This window comes from Enterococcus sp. S86.2 (genome assembly GCF_059834485.2).
The window spans coordinates 1,397,501-1,412,925 of the sequence record NZ_CM206813.1 but is presented as its reverse complement, the minus strand read 5'-3'; the positions used below and the strand labels follow the sequence as shown (position 1 = coordinate 1,412,925).

The window sequence follows — 15,425 nt, the reverse complement described above, 5'->3', positions numbered from 1 at the left end:
CTACCCCTTTTCTGGCAAGTACTTTTCAATCATATCATCTTTAATTCGTTTTAATTCAGTTTTTGGCAAAATACTTAATAATTGCCAACCTAAATCAAGGGTTTCGGTAATCGAGCGATTCGTTTCATAACCTTGGTTAACGTATTCAGTTTCAAAACGTTCAGCAAACTGGGCATAAATTTTATCAACTTCAGATAAAGCAGAATCCCCTAAAACAACCGCCAATTCTTTCGCTTGTTTTCCTTGAGCGTAGGCTGAGAATAGTTGGTTCATGGTCGCAGCATGGTCTTCTCTAGTTTTACCTGGGCCGGTTCCTTTATCTTTAAGTCGTGATAAAGAAGGTAAGACGTCAATTGGTGGTTTGATCCCACTCTTATACAAATCTCGAGATAAAATGATTTGTCCTTCTGTAATATAGCCAGTTAAATCGGGAATTGGATGTGTTTTATCATCTTCTGGCATAGTTAAAATTGGAATCTGCGTGACAGAACCTTTTAACCCTTTAATCCGACCTGCTCGCTCGTATAACGTTGCTAAGTTGGTATATAAATATCCTGGATAACCTCGTCGGCCTGGAACTTCTCGCCGTGCTGCTGAAATTTCCCGTAATGCCTCACAATAATTTGTCATGTCTGTCATGATAACTAAAACGTGCATTCCTTTTTCATAAGCCAAATACTCAGCAGCAGTTAATGCCATACGTGGTGTCGCAATCCGCTCAATTGCAGGGTCGTTAGCCAAGTTCATAAAGACTACCGAACGGTCGATTGCTCCGGTTTTACGAAAGTCTTCCATGAAATATTCCGCTTCTTCAAAAGTAATCCCGATACCAGCAAAAACAACAGCAAAATCATCATCGGTATTTAACACTGCTGCTTGTCTGGCGATTTGTGCAGCTAGTTCTTTATGAGGTAAACCCGAACCAGAAAATACGGGTAGCTTTTGACCTCTCACCAGTGTATTCAGGTGATCGATGGATGAAATACCGGTCTGAATAAATTCATCTGGATAATCTCGTGCCATTGGATTAATTACTTCACCATTAATATCCAACATTTTTTCAGGCAAAATTTCAGGCCCATTGTCTTTTGGTCGTCCTAACCCGTCAAATGTCCGACCAATCATATCTAGTGATACGCCCAACTGTAAAGGATGACCTAAAAAACGTACTGCTGAATCTTTAAGATTGATACCGCCAGTACCTTCAAAAATTTGAACCAAGGCCTTATCTTCTGAGATTTCTAAAACTTGACCTTTGCGCATCTCTCCTGTTTGTAAACGTACTTCGATTAATTCTTCGTACTTCACACCGGCAACTTTATCAACAGCCATTAAGGGGCCAACAACTTCGCCAATCGTTTTATATTCCTTAATCACGATTCATGCCCCCTTCTTGGATAATCGTTTTAATTGTTTCTTTAATTTCTTGCGCTAAATCAGTAATTTTATTGATTTCGTTTTCTGGCACGTATTTCATACGGGCAATTTTGTCACGCAATAAGATAGTGCCTGACATGATTTCTGACAAGTAAGATCCTAATTCTAAGGCTTTTTCTGCTTCATCCCCAAAAGCGATAATATTAGAAAGCATCTGATATTGTTTTTCTCTTGAAGTGAAAGTATCAACATCATCAAAAGCATTTTGCTGTAGGTAATCCTCACGAATGGATTTGGTTACTTCTAGTAACAGCTGATCTTTTTCAGATAGAGAGTCAATTCCGACTAAGCGCACGATTTCTTGTAATTCTGATTCTTTTTGTAGCTGACGCATGGCTTTGGTTACAAGTTCTGACCAAGGAACTTGTAATTCTTGGTCTAAGTAATTGCCAACTTCTGTGTCATATAAAGAATAGCTTTTAAGCCAGTCTATTGACGGAAAGTGTCGTTTTTGTGCCAAAGTAGAATCTAAGCCCCAGAATACTTTTACGACGCGTAGTGTGTTTTGGGTCACCGGTTCTGAAACATCCCCACCAGAAGGAGAGACGGCACTAATAGCTGTAATACTGCCTTGGCGACCTTCTTGTCCTAAGGCAATTACTTTGCCAGCTCGTTCATAGTACTCAGCTAAACGTGAACCTAAATAAGCAGGATACCCTTCATCTCCAGGCATTTCTTCTAGCCGACCAGACATTTCTCTTAGCGCTTCGGCCCAACGAGAGGTAGAATCTGCCATAATGGCCACAGAGTAGCCCATATCACGGAAGTATTCGGCAATTGTAATACCGGTATAAATTGAAGCTTCACGGGCTGCCACTGGCATATTTGATGTATTTGCAATTAAAATTGTGCGTTCCATCAAAGATTCCCCAGTATTGGGGTCAATTAACTCTGGAAATTCATTCATAACGTCCGTCATTTCATTGCCCCGCTCACCACAACCGACGTAAACAACTAAATCTACATCTGCCCATTTGGCAATTTGGTGTTGAACGACGGTTTTACCCGCCCCAAAAGGACCAGGAACTGCCGCAGCGCCACCTTTGGTTACAGGGAAAAAAGTATCAATTACACGTTGTCCGGTAATCATTGGGGCTTGAGGATTCATTTTTTCTTTCACAGGCCGTGCACGACGCACCGGCCATTTTTGCAACATGGTGAATTCTTTATCACCTGTTTTAGTATCTAAGACATAAATAACTTCATCTAAAGTAAACATACCCGATTTAATCTCTTTTATCGTACCAGAAACGCCATTTGGTACCATAATTTTATGGGTAATAATTTTTGTTTCCGCCACTGTCCCGACAATATCTCCCGCAGAGACATTAGTTCCAACGGCTACATTGGCTTGAAAGTCCCATTTTTTCTCGTGATCCAATGCTGGTAGTTGAACACCCCGCGTCAAAAAATTACTTTTTGTTTGGGCCATAAAAACATCCAACGGTCGTTGAATACCGTCAAACATTTGGGAAATAATCCCGGGTCCTAATTCAACGGATAAAGCTTCACCCGTAGAACGAACGGGTTCTCCAGGTCCAATACCAGCAGTTTCTTCATAAACCTGAATTGAAGCAACATCGCCTCGCATTTCGATAATTTCGCCAACAACTCCAAGACTACCTACAAAACAAATATCTTGGATGCTGGCTTCACTCATATTTTCGGCCATTACTAAGGGACCGGATACTTTGATTATCTTGCCAACTTGCACTATCTTTAGCTCCTTTACAAAATGTTTTGTCCGACTGCTTTTTCAACATTGTCTTGAATCATTTGGCGGCCAATACCTAACGTACCGTCATGATTTGGAATCAAAACTACGGACAGTTTAGGATTTGATTTATGCCGATTGATTTCTTCTGCAATTTCTTTACCGCAAGCTTCGGTTAAATAGATAACACCATAACCTTCTGATGCCATTTGTAAAAAAGCTTGCAAAACAGCCTCTTTCTTCGTGTCTGAGAAGACGGTGAACCCAAACAGTTTAAACGGCAATACGGATTCCTTATCTCCAATTACACCAATTTTATATGTCATAGGTTATTCGCATCCTCTCTTTAATTTGTTCGTTTGTAAAGCCACTTTTCTTGCCTGTAATAATCAGTCGTAGATTTTTTGTTTCGATTTCTTTGGCGTTTAGATACGCTAATAGCGGTAACGGTCCAAAAGCTTCCGTTTGGGCGGATGCGAACATTTCTGTCAGCCGATTATCCTTAATTGTATCTAATTTGGCAAAATCAATTTTTTCACCACTAATCGCAGGTGCCAAAAGATCCCCATACTCGCTTGCCAAAAGATACTCTTTTAAAGCTGAAATATCTAATTTGGCAAAGTCCAAATACGTTTCTTTTGAAATACTACCAGAACTTGACAACACAGCCGTTAAAAAGGCTTGACTCCGTTTTTGTAAAAGACAGCGTAAAGCGGTTATGATGTTAGTTAAATCAATAAAAGTAATGATTTCTTTTAACAATTCAGGATAACCTAGTTCCTCGCCTAAACGTCTTTGTTCTTTTAAAAAGCGACGATCGTAAATAACATCGATTCCTTGCAAAATTGCAGATTCTGCCAAGTACTCCCGCACTTCATTGATACTTTTTAAAATTGAGGGTGGCAATACAGCGGATTTGCCCGTTTCAATGGCGTGTTTTAGCTCATCTAGCGCATAAAAGCCATCTGGTAAATATAAATAGTCGTAATTTTCGCCAATATAATGCGCTTTTGTTAAAACTTTTAAATTATGCAAAGTAAAGCGCATCGTAAAGATAAAAATAACCTCTGGTACGGGTGCTCTTTCAACTAGTTCACGGTAGCTTGCTAGTAATTCTTGATTTAAAACAGCATCAAAATTATTGGGGAAATCCGTTGTTAAATATTTACCATAGACCGTAGCATTTAATAGTTCTTTTATTTTTGGTAAATCTGAAGATATCAATTGCTCATAAAAGCTAGGAGCTAAAATTTCTGTTTCTTTCAAGCGAACATAAGGATTTAGTTGATGATATAAATCTTGTTTCATAAACGCGCTCCTTGTCATAAAGCCAACCTCTTTTAAAAGGTTCGACTTTTTATCCTTCAAACAACATTTGTGAAATACTGTTGCTATTTGATGTTTTGATTTCATTTAGTAAGTCTCGGTACAAAAAGTTATACTGCACGCCTTTGTCATCGACGACAAAACCGTATGAATCTGCCGTAATTTCTTCTCCATAAACCAACTCATAGTCCAATTTTTCATTCATTTGCTCTAACCATTTTTCCGGGTAGCTTGATTTTGGCATTTTGTTTGCTGGTTTGAAAATAACTTTTTTCCCTTTTTCAAAAGGAAGCTGTTGTAAACAAGCGGCAGCAAAATCTTGGAGGGCGTCATTTTGCCAAGCTTGCATTTTGGCATAGGCTTCCTCAAAGACTTGACTTAGATAATTCTGTTTTGCCAACAGCGTTTCTTGCTTTACTTCCATCTGTTGCCGGGCATGAAGTTGTTTATATTTTACGTTTTGATTTTTTTCTAATTGTGTGGTTAATTTTTCGTCTTCAGCTTCAATCAAAGCTTTGCGCCTCAGAAAATCATCATCAATTTGCGCCTGTTGTTCTGCTTTATAGGCTGCACGTTTTGTTGCTGCAGCTTCATCTATTTGTTCAATAATTTTTGTAATGGCGTCCATTTTTCTACCTCCTTTTACTATTGGAAACTAGATGCTACCTAAAAGTAGAAATGAGATAACGAAACCTAAAATGGCATACATTTCAACCATTACCGCAAACATAACCCCTTTAAAGAAGTGTTCTGGTTTTTTTGCTAAAATTTGAATACCAGCAGCAGCAACTTTACCTTGGGCCATCCCTGAAAATAGGCCGGTAAACGCAACTGGTAAAGAAGCCATTAAATAGGCCATGCCCGTTACAATTGACATATCAGCAGATAGACTACCATAAATCATAAACGCAATAACAAATCCATACAAACCTTGAGTACCTGGTAATAATTGCAAGATTAACGCTTGTCCAAATTTTTCTGGTTGGCTCGTCGTTAACGCCGCAGCGGCTTCACCGGTCAGACCTACCCCTTTAGATGATCCAATCCCTGAAAAAATTGTTGCAATCCCCATTCCGATAATCGCAAAAATCATACCACCTTGGTTGTTAATTAAAAAGTCGATCATTTGTTCTTTCCTCCATTTTCTTCTTTAAAGTTGACATATTTTTCTGTCGGCTTAAACGTTTTAAAAGCACGTCCACCGCCGTTGTAAAATTTTCCAAAAAACTCGACATACTGTAACCGTGCCGCATGAACATAAGCACTAAGCAAAGATAAGAAAATATTTAACCCCTGCAAAGCAATGATTAAAACAGCACCAGCAGTAAAGCGCGCCACAGGGGGCATATACCCCACTAACATGTTAAAAGCAGCGGCAATACTCCCCCCAGAAATCCCTAAGGCCATTAAGCGACTATAACTAACGAAATCGCCAATATAACTGGTAACGCCATAAAGTTCATACAATCCCATGAAAAAGCCGCCCACTTTTGATTTTCCGGTTACAGCCGGAATTAAAAGAACACAGATTGCACCGATTACTGCGACGACAATTCCTAAAATAAAGATTGCTTCAGATGCGAGTACCAATTTCCCAGCTGCGGCAATGATAATCCCAGCCAAAATTGCTTGCCAAGAAAACCCTTGATTCACAGCTTGTACATAATCTTTTTTCTTAATATTTTCTTTAGCAGCTAAGAACAGGCCGGTAAACAATTGAATTCCGCCAAAAACCATTGAGATACCAAAAATCGCCATGAAATCTTTTGAAGGAGACAAGAGATAAAATGGTAATTCTGCCCCAAAGCAGCTGCCATAGATGAGCCCCCAAATAATCGTCGAAACTGATAAATATTGGAACAATTTCATAAAGCGCGCGACGCCTTTACTTAAGGTAACTCTTTTTAATGCCACGGTTGTGACTAAAAGCATTAAAAGACCATAGCCTAAATCTGCCACCATCATGCCGAAAAAGACAAAGTAAAATGGTGCCAACCACGGTGTAGGATCAATTTCTTGATATTGTGGCAGACTATACATCTCAGTTAACATTTCAAAAGGCTGAACCACGGTTGCATTTTTCAACTTGGTGGGGGTTTTTAACGTTTCTATTTCTGCTGCTGTTGGTTTTGCGTAGGTATAGTAAATTTCATGATTCAAAAAGTGTTTGGCTAACTGCATTTCAAACTGTTGGCAATCACTATCTGCGATCCAACCGGATAATACGACGAGATTATCAGATTTTACTAAGCCTGCTTTAACGATTTCTCGTTCTTTTTTAGCTAAAATGACTTCTTCAGCTAATTGTAAAGAAGCAATTTCTTTTTTTCGTTGTCCAATTTCTGCCACCAAAGCTTTTTCTTGTTTAGCAAGAGTTGCCAATTGTGCTTTAGCAGCTTGTAGGACTTGTTTTGGTAATTTGTTATATGGGTTTACTTCCTCTTTGACCCCATACTTTTGTAATAATTCTTGCACATTTTTTGCTTCATATTTTAAATAGATCAAAGCAAAACCTGTCATTTGTTTTTCAGTAAAGATATTTTCGACATAAAGATTGTCATTATCTTTTACTTCACTTAAAAAATCTAACCACAATTTATCTTCTAAAGTTCCTAACAACATTTGGGTACTGGCAGTTTCATCAGCCGTATATGCATCAAGACTTTGCCATAATGTTCCCCATTGTTCTTTTTCTAAATTAACTTTTTTAGCTTCTTGCATTTCAGACCAGCGATTTTGTAAATCAGCTAACTGGTCTAATTGTTTCCGTAATTTAGTTTCATCAAACTCATTTTCCAAAGCAAAAAAATCCAGCGTCTTGCGTTTTAACTCCACTGTTTTTTCTTTTGCATTCCCATGATTTCTGACAAAGCGCAAAGCTGTTTCAATTTGCTGTAATAATTTTTCGTATTTTTGCATACCTTCGTGGGAAATCTGTAACCCAGCGGGAAAGTAATAGTCAATCCAGGTTTTATTCTCTTCATCTGCTACTAAATCTGTAATTTCAACAGTTTGTAGCCCCTGAAGAAGTTGGAGTAGCTCCTCTTGATGGGATTTTTCTAAAATTAAGGAAATCTTTTTTACTGCTTCAACTGCCATAAGTCTCCTGCACCCTTTCTATAATGAAAGTGGCGACTTTTTCATGACGCTCTTTGTAAAGCGCAGTAAATGTCGCTTTTTCTTGTTTAGCAGCGGCTAAAAGTTCTTCTTTCTCACTTTTTAGTGCTGTTTCTGCAATTTTTTCTGCTGCTTCAAGTTGTTGCTGTCGGTTTGCTTTAAGACCATCTTTGAGTAATTGCAATTGTGCTTCTTTTTTTTCAGCATATTCTTGCAACTCTTTTTGTAAGTCATTTTGTAAATCTTCGTTTTTCATTTCTGCTGCTTTAATCTTATCTAAAGCTTCCTTCAATTGATTTCCTCCTTTGCTGCGAATAAGAAAAGCTTTCAGTCAGCTGTCAAAAGTTCAACTTTTAAGTCTTTCATTAAAATTTTTGCTTAGTATTTCTATCAATACTTCACTACAATACGAAAAAGCGTAATTTTAAAAAACTAGACACGACTGCCCTAATCGTAATGATAACTCGTCATTTGCTAATAAAAAAAACGTACTTCAACTATATTGAAGTACGTTTAAAAAAAGCACTTCAAAAATGCTCTTCTCACCCCTTGAAGAACGCGATCCTTGAAGTCTTTGACTCAACCATTACAAAATATGGAAAAAATATTACTCATTCATGATAACAAACCCCAATAAAAAAAGCTATGACTTTACAAAAAAATCATAACTTTTCCTGGTGCAAAAGACTGACATAACCGGTTTTTACAGCTTATTATTTCCGTAAAAAAAATTTTTTTACTTTTTAATCTTGACGAATTAAATAATCAAAAGCCCCTAACGCAGCGGTTGCACCTGATCCCATAGCAATGATGATTTGCTTATACCGGCTGTCTGTGCAATCACCAGCGGCAAAAATTCCAGCAACATTTGTCCTGCCGTCAGCAGCGGTAATGATTTCACCGCGTTCATTTAAATTAACTGACGTACTTTCTAACCACTTTGTATTTGGTTGTAAGCCAATCAAAATGAAGGCGCCGGCTACGGCAAGGCTTTCTTTTTCACCAGTTTCACGGTTGCGATATGTTAAGCCTGCGACTTTATCATCTCCGTCAATGCTCATTGTCGCAGCGTTCAAGATAACCGTAACGTTGTGGAGTTCGCCTAGTCGTTCTTGTAAAATTTTATCTGCCTTTAATCCCGATAAAAATTCTAAAACATAGACATGATGACAAATACCAGCTAGATCAATAGCCGCTTCAATACCGGAATTTCCGCCACCAACAACGGCGACATCTTTTCCAGCAAATAGTGGACCATCACAATGGGGACAATACGCTACTCCTTTATTTTTGAATTTAGCTTCGCCAGGAATATTCAGGTTACGCCAATGTGCGCCTGTAGCTAAAACCACCGCTTTACTTTGAAGGGTTGCGCCATTTTCTAAATTAAGGGTTACGAGGTCATCTTTTTGAATACTTGTGGCAATTTGCCCATCAATCAAATCAACATCGTATTCTTCAACATGTTGCTTTACTTCGGCCATAAATTTAGGACCTTTTGTTTTTGGCGTTCCAATAATATTTTCAATCGTTAAAGTTTCTAATACTTGTCCGCCAAATTCATTGGCCAATAAACCTGTCCGAATCCCTTTTCGCGCCGCATAAATTGCGGCACTGGCTCCAGCAGGACCACCTCCGACAACTAAAACATCAAAAGGATCTCTTGCTTTGAAGTCAACCTTTTGGGTCGTTGGGATTTTCTTTAACAATTGTGCAAGTGTTGCTCTACCACTTGAAAATTCCTCGCCATTTAAAAAGACCGTAGGAACAGCTAAAATATTTTTTGTCTCTACTTCTTCTTTAAATGTCCCCCCTTCAATCATAGTGTGACTGATATTAGGATTTAAAACAGCCATGATATTTAACGCTTGAACAACATCAGGACAGTTTTGACACGTTAAACTAATAAAGGTTTCAAAATGTAGCGTTTCGGTAATTCCTTCAATTTGCTGATAATCTGCTTCGTCAATTTTTGGTGCCCGTCCGCTAACTTGTAAAACCGCTAAAATAAATGAAGCAAATTCGTGGCCTAAAGGTAAACCGGCAAAAGTAATTCCACTTGTTTGATCTGGTTGGTCAACGGTAAATTGGGGCTTTCGCAAACCTGCGACTTCTTCAAAACTTAAAAGATCTGATAATGCTGTAACTTCTACTAAGAATTCTTTCATTTTATTAGAATTTTCATCGCTACCAAGGCTAGCATTAAATACAACAGGCCCTTCTAGCATGGTCAAATACTGTTTTAACTGTTGGATGGTGTTGTTATCTAACAATTTTTTCGCTCCTTTAAGTAAAAACCGCCAAACTTACATAAGTAAACAGCAATGAGGCTGCACTTAAAGAAGTTGACGGTAATATTTTTAGCAACTAAAGTCTAATCACAGCTGCAATTAGACTCGTTTAAATTTTACCCACTAAATCAAAACTTGGCGTCAGTGTTTCGCCACTTTCCTTCCATTTAGCCGGACAAACTTCACCTGGATGTGTACGCACATATTGGGCTGCACGAATCTTGTCTACTAACGTACTTGCGTCACGTCCAATCCCGTCAGCGTTAATTTCTACAGCTTGAACAATGCCATCTGGGTCGATAATAAACGTACCACGTTGCGCTAATCCTTCCGCTTCATCTAAAACGTCGAACATTTCAGCAATTTTATGACTAGGGTCGCCAATCATATAGTATTTGATTTTACCAATGGCTTCTGATGTTTCATGCCATGCTTTATGGGTAAAGTGGGTATCTGTGGAGCAAGAGTAAACTTCCACATCTAAGGACTGCAATGTTTCATATTGGTCTTGCAGATCTTCTAATTCTGTTGGACAGACAAACGTAAAGTCAGCAGGATAAAAACATAAAACACTCCACTTTCCTTTAAAGTTTTCTGTTGAAACACTAACAAATTCACTATTATGATATGCTTGCGCGCTGAATTCAGCCACTTCTTTTCCAATCATTGACATCATCTTACCTCCGCTAATTTATTGAGAATATATTTATCTAATTGAAAACTAATCCCTAGTAAAAACCATTTATCAAGGAAATAGTAATTATCAATTTATAATTACTATAATCTAAAAACGAATCAATGTGAACCTTTTCCAGCAAAAAAAATCATTATTTTTTTTAATTCTGATAATAAGTGTTTATTTATACTCCCTTTTGTGAATAGTGGTACTATATAAAAGAAGGGATTGATAATCATGGCATTAACAATTAAACAAGCAGAAGATTATTTGACAAATCGCGTATCTGGTATCACCGTAATGGATGTTACAGTGGAGTATCCTGATCAAAAAGAAGTTCTTTATATCGAAGGTGAAAAAGATTACTTCTTCTTTATCAGCGCAGATGATACTTATCGCTTTACCGATGGTCAAAAAAATGAAAAAGCTTTTTCTCATGAAGATTCAGAAAATCCTATGACCGAAGAAGAATTCTTAGATAAAATGGTAAGAGTCATTTTATCAGAAGAATAAAATAAAGACCCAGGTTCAATACGAATCTGGGTCTTTATTTATAAAAGAATAACCATAGGCTAAATTATTAGATCAAAGAAGCAATTTTCTCAACCCCAGTGGGTTTACCCTAAAAAAGGGTGTGTGAAATTTGTCTTCACACACCTGGAGGTAAAAGAAATGGACTTTCTTATAGCTCTATTTTAACAAAAAAGACAAGGCCAGTCTAATCATATACTAATTTATCTCTCATTATACTGATAATAGCCGTTACTTTTCTTCACTACGTAATTTTTTTCTTGCCAAACCCCTAACTGCATGCTTTGGGCAGACTTTTGTGCTGCCAAAAGCTCATTAACATAGCTATCACCACCGACATTGACATAACGTACAATACCTAGACCTGCCTTTAACAACGCTGTTTGCAACATTTCATCTTTAACATAGACATAGGCTAAATAGCGTCCATAACTATCTTTTATTTCACCCTTGTCAAAAACGATACTAATATCCCCATTTGCTAACTTATCTTTGGTAAAAGCACTCGCTTCTTTACCAAAGGGTTGCACTGCTAGATTAGGTTTAACACTTTCTGGTGTATCGACCATCAATAGCCGTAATTTATATTCTTTGTCATGAACATAAAATGCAAAAGTATCGCCATCGACATTGCGGATACGCAAGACTGTGATTTTCTCTAGTCGGGGCGGATTGTCTAAATCAACAGCTTCAATTGTGACATGTTTGGTTGTTGTCGTCGTATTGTGGGGAACATCTGCTTGGGATTGTTTTTTTTCTGTATTAGGAAGAATACCTGTGACTTGCAAGAAAAAAAGTAGCAAGACAATCAAAATACTCCCTAAGCTGATTTTCTTTTTCATCTTTTCACCTTTAAAAATTAATATTAACAAAAAATTTTACATGGCTCACTTCGTTAAAAAATTCAATTTCCAACAGTTGTGCCTTATTTTTTCTTTGTTCTTTTTGCTGAATGCTTTTTTATTATGCCTTACTTTTATCTTTTGAACAAATGAAATGAAATTTCTAAAAATTTATGCAATTTAGTGTTGAAATTTTCAGAATATTCCAGTATGATACTGTTTGTTCTTTAAAAATACGGCTATTGTTATTTTACATAGCTTTTAAGATAGGTGAAATAATGGAAAATAAACTACAAAAAAAGATGCATTCTCGCCATGTGACCATGTTGGCATTGGGAGGTGCAATTGGAGCCGGCTTGTTCAAAGGAAGTGGCGAAGCGATTAATTTAGCCGGACCTTCTGTTATTCTGGCTTTCTTTTTGGGCGGATTGTTATTATTTAGTATTATGAATGCGGTGGGTACTTTAGCGGTGAACAACAGTCACGCGCAAAGTTTATCTGGTGTCGTTGCACCTTATATCGGTTCTTTTTCGGCCTACTTTACCGATTGGCTTTATTGGACGATGTGGATGATTAATATCGTTGCAGAAGCAGTAGCCGCTGCGAGCTTCATGCAGTTATGGTTTCCCAATGTTCCTGCTTGGATTTTTATATTAATTATTTCTTTACTCACGACTATGATTAATTTTTTATCTGTTAAGATATTTGCGGAAACCGAATTTTGGTTAACGATGGGAAAGATCAGTGTCGTTGTTTTACTGATTATCTTTGCTAGTTACCTTGTTTTAGGTCGGATTTTCCATGATGGTTTAGTACCTACGATGAGTTCATTAACGAGTCATGGTGGCTTTTTCCCCCATAAAGTGCAAGGTTTATTAAATTCTTTGCTATTAGTAGTTTATTCTTACGGTGGAACTGAACTGGTCATCATTGCAATGGGAGAAACCGCAGATCCCGCTAAATCTATTCCCAAAGCGATTCGCAGTGTGCTATTTCGCATTATCGCTTTTTATATCGTTCCCATGTTTTTACTGCTTATTATTTATCCATGGCAAACATTAGCCAACTCAGATGCGAGTCCCTTTGTTTTGATTTTTGAAAAAATGCAAATTCCGTTTGCTGCCGATCTTGTTAATTTAGTAATCGTTTTTGCTTTGTTTTCTTCAATCAACTCTGGTATTTATGCATCATCACGAATTTTGCATTTACAACTTTCTAAAACAAAAAAATTCAGTAAATATATGCGTTTAAATAAACATGGTGTGCCCAATCGAGCTGTCATGTTTTCAACTGGAATGCTTTATATTGGCGTTTTATTATCTTATTTATTTGGTGAATCACTCTTTACTTATTTAGTGGGTTCTCTTTCTTATACTGTGCTTTTAATTTGGCTAATGTTGTGTTTAGCATACTTTAGCTATTTGCAAAAAAATAGCACCTCTTTATTTAAAAAGACAGTAAATATTGTAACCTTAGTAAGTTTAACCGCGATTTTTATCGCAATTTTAACGACTAGTAATTTAGTAGTTACCGAAGTGACGATTGTTTTATATGGTTTAATCGTCCTCTCTTACTTTTTACAAAAACGTACTGCTGCTAATGCAGCTGCACTCGATTAGTTTTTTAAATAAAAAACCCAAGAACAAAGCGAAATTTTCTTTTATTCAAAGAAAAAATGCTTTTGTTCTTGGGTTTTTACTATCCTCGTACCAATAGTGGGACTAAAAAAGCATAGCTGGTAAAGAAATCTAATAAAGAACGTCGCCGTTTATTCGAATCAATAAATAGCGCTGTCTTCTCATTATCATCTGGATAAATCGCAACCTTCTGATCTTGATCTAATAAAACCTCATAGTGATTGGCTGCCGTCTTTTCAAAATCAAAATCCTCATTCTCCATGGTAATGATAAAGATTTCATCTAAAACACTTGTAGCCATTTGATAGTCGGTTTCCAATTTAACATGTAGTTCTTGGGTATTATCTAAAAGGGTTGCCGCAACATCAAAATCCAGAGTCCGAAAGTGTTGTAGCAATAAATTGATATCATAGTTTACTAAAGACAACTGACTTTTTGAAAATACTTGATCCGCATACCACAAATGAACCAGGCGCAATACTTCTTCGTCTTTAACTGTAACTTTCATCGCTTGTATATCAATCATTATTAACGGCATAAATTCTGAAGTAAAACGTGAATCAACAGGATTAATTTTAAAACTGAAAATTAGGTTTTGCTTATCATCTAAATAGTATTGAACCAAGAAGTGTTTTGTTTCCCATACATCATAACTATTTTCTGCCGGTTTTAACCCCACTGAATGTAATGGTTTTAATAATTCGTAAGAAAAATATTCTAATAAGATTTTTTTGGCAATTACAGAAATTTCGGCTTGCGGGACAATCAGACGGCTAAACTCAGCCAGTAACTCTTCAAAATCGGCTTCCATTAAAGCCTTACGCAATTTTAAGTCGGCCAATTCTTTTTCTGAAGCTGCAATTAACAACACAATTTCATCATGGTCATTTTCTTTATTTTGTTGATAAAGTTCTGCCTCTGTTGTTTTTGGTAACTCTGTAGTCAATCTTTCCTCAACAGCCCTGTTGTCGGTTACTGCTTTTGGTTGATTTGATGTTTCGCTTACGGGAGTTGCTAGTGACTCTTGGGGCAAATCATTTTTACCGTCAGTCATTTTCTTTGCCTCCTTCGTTTAAATATTCTGTTATGAAAGTTGATAATTGTTCTTGTAACTCTTCCAAACCACCAAAGTAACGTTTAATCTGACGGAACTCTTTGGTAACCAGAGCACGGTTTAGTCTGACTTGTTGGTATTTATTTTCTAAGATAGCTTTTTGTTGGGCAGTTTTCTCTCGTTCTTCAACATAAGGTAGCCATTTAGCACGCTGAGCCGCCAATTCTTCCTTTTGTTTAAGAATCATATCCAATTCTTCGTCAGTTTTCCCACGATTAAAAAATCCTTTGGTATTTTCAATCGCTTTTTCCTTTTGGTTAAGCTCTTTAATCTTTTCATCAAGCTTTTCAATTTGAGCTTTTGCTGTAATTGTGTTAGCTGTTAGCTGATCCATTTCCTGCTCAATTTGTTTCATCAAGCCATCATGATCAGCAATGAAAGCCTCCCATTCACTATCAATTTTTGGAATAACGAAAATTTCTGGAATACTTGTATCAATTCCAACCGCTGCTCTTTGACGATAATAGTCACCAATTCGGTAGTAGTTTAACGTTTCTGAAACTTTTTCATGGTGACGCATAAAAGGAAAAGTTGTCATAAAACTGTCATGAATTTTTTTAGTTAATAACTTATCAATTTCATGATTTGCATTGGAAGTTTTTTTCAACTCATCATGCAATCGTCCATTGTATATCCGATAGATATCTGGAATTCGCTCCTCTTTGATGGCCAATTCAAAATCTTTTAGGTCATGTAACATTTGACCAATATTTTTTGATGCTACTTCTTTTATTTCATTA

15 protein-coding genes (1 of these 15 cut by a window edge) are annotated in these 15,425 nt (G+C 37.0%); 2 read left to right on the top strand and 13 right to left on the bottom strand.

Annotated features, from left to right (window positions below):
• The 10 genes from AC6R0T_RS06625 to ahpC form a co-directional block, all read right to left on the bottom strand.
• Window positions 1–1,377 (bottom strand): V-type ATP synthase subunit B, encoded by a 1,377-nt coding sequence (locus AC6R0T_RS06625; RefSeq protein ID WP_206902859.1) that lies wholly within the window; start codon window positions 1,375–1,377, stop codon window positions 1–3.
• On the bottom strand, window positions 1,370–3,151 hold the full coding sequence (locus tag AC6R0T_RS06620; RefSeq protein ID WP_303754034.1) for a V-type ATP synthase subunit A: 1,782 nt from the start codon (window positions 3,149–3,151) through the stop codon (window positions 1,370–1,372). Before AC6R0T_RS06620 ends, AC6R0T_RS06625 begins: the two co-directional genes overlap by 8 nt.
• A 14-nt stretch (window positions 3,152–3,165) precedes the next feature.
• A complete protein-coding gene (locus tag AC6R0T_RS06615) occupies window positions 3,166–3,477 on the bottom strand; it encodes a V-type ATP synthase subunit F (protein ID WP_206902861.1) in 312 nt (103 codons plus the stop codon).
• Window positions 3,467–4,459: a V-type ATPase subunit gene (locus AC6R0T_RS06610; protein WP_303754035.1), complete on the bottom strand. Its 993-nt coding sequence runs from the start codon at window positions 4,457–4,459 to the stop codon at window positions 3,467–3,469. The genes AC6R0T_RS06615 and AC6R0T_RS06610 overlap by 11 nt, the downstream gene beginning before the upstream one ends.
• A 49-nt stretch (window positions 4,460–4,508) precedes the next feature.
• A complete protein-coding gene (locus AC6R0T_RS06605) occupies window positions 4,509–5,105 on the bottom strand; it encodes a hypothetical protein (protein WP_303754036.1) in 597 nt (198 codons plus the stop codon).
• A 27-nt stretch (window positions 5,106–5,132) separates the two neighbouring features.
• Window positions 5,133–5,603 carry a V-type ATP synthase subunit K gene (locus AC6R0T_RS06600; RefSeq protein WP_303754037.1) on the bottom strand — a complete coding sequence of 157 codons (471 nt, stop codon included), beginning with the start codon at window positions 5,601–5,603 and terminating at the stop codon, window positions 5,133–5,135.
• A complete protein-coding gene (locus AC6R0T_RS06595; RefSeq protein WP_303754038.1) occupies window positions 5,600–7,576 on the bottom strand; it encodes a V-type ATP synthase subunit I in 1,977 nt (658 codons plus the stop codon). Before AC6R0T_RS06595 ends, AC6R0T_RS06600 begins: the two co-directional genes overlap by 4 nt.
• A complete protein-coding gene (locus AC6R0T_RS06590; RefSeq protein ID WP_282461201.1) occupies window positions 7,566–7,886 on the bottom strand; it encodes a hypothetical protein in 321 nt (106 codons plus the stop codon). Before AC6R0T_RS06590 ends, AC6R0T_RS06595 begins: the two co-directional genes overlap by 11 nt.
• A gap of 451 nt (window positions 7,887–8,337) precedes the next feature.
• The gene (gene ahpF / locus AC6R0T_RS06585) at window positions 8,338–9,867 is read right to left on the bottom strand and encodes an alkyl hydroperoxide reductase subunit F (RefSeq protein ID WP_303754039.1); all 1,530 of its coding nucleotides are present in this window, start codon (window positions 9,865–9,867) and stop codon (window positions 8,338–8,340) included.
• Window positions 9,868–9,994: 127 nt separating this feature from the next.
• Window positions 9,995–10,558: an alkyl hydroperoxide reductase subunit C gene (gene ahpC, locus AC6R0T_RS06580; protein ID WP_206902868.1), complete on the bottom strand. Its 564-nt coding sequence runs from the start codon at window positions 10,556–10,558 to the stop codon at window positions 9,995–9,997.
• Window positions 10,559–10,798: 240 nt separating this feature from the next.
• Here ahpC and AC6R0T_RS06575 point away from each other — a divergent pair, with 240 nt between their 5' ends.
• Window positions 10,799–11,074, top strand: a complete 276-nt coding sequence (locus AC6R0T_RS06575) for a hypothetical protein (protein ID WP_303754040.1) — start codon at window positions 10,799–10,801, stop codon at window positions 11,072–11,074.
• 221 nt (window positions 11,075–11,295) lie between these two features.
• Here the strand turns inward: AC6R0T_RS06575 and AC6R0T_RS06570 are convergent, their stop codons facing one another.
• Entirely contained in the window at window positions 11,296–11,934 is a 639-nt protein-coding gene (locus tag AC6R0T_RS06570; protein WP_303754041.1) for a thermonuclease family protein, read from the bottom strand.
• A 278-nt stretch (window positions 11,935–12,212) separates the two neighbouring features.
• Here AC6R0T_RS06570 and AC6R0T_RS06565 point away from each other — a divergent pair, with 278 nt between their 5' ends.
• Window positions 12,213–13,553 (top strand): amino acid permease, encoded by a 1,341-nt coding sequence (locus AC6R0T_RS06565; RefSeq protein WP_206902871.1) that lies wholly within the window; start codon window positions 12,213–12,215, stop codon window positions 13,551–13,553.
• 79 nt (window positions 13,554–13,632) lie between these two features.
• On the opposite strand, the gene AC6R0T_RS06560 is transcribed toward AC6R0T_RS06565, so the two are convergent.
• Both AC6R0T_RS06560 and AC6R0T_RS06555 read right to left on the bottom strand, forming a co-directional pair.
• The gene (locus tag AC6R0T_RS06560) at window positions 13,633–14,625 is read right to left on the bottom strand and encodes a hypothetical protein (protein WP_303754042.1); all 993 of its coding nucleotides are present in this window, start codon (window positions 14,623–14,625) and stop codon (window positions 13,633–13,635) included.
• Window positions 14,618–15,425, bottom strand: partial view of a viral A-type inclusion protein gene (locus AC6R0T_RS06555; RefSeq protein ID WP_303754043.1) — the 3' portion only. It continues 62 nt past the right edge of the window; the window shows 808 of its 870 coding nt (coding positions 63–870); the start codon falls outside the window, past its right edge — the gene reads right to left on this strand; its stop codon occupies window positions 14,618–14,620. Before AC6R0T_RS06555 ends, AC6R0T_RS06560 begins: the two co-directional genes overlap by 8 nt.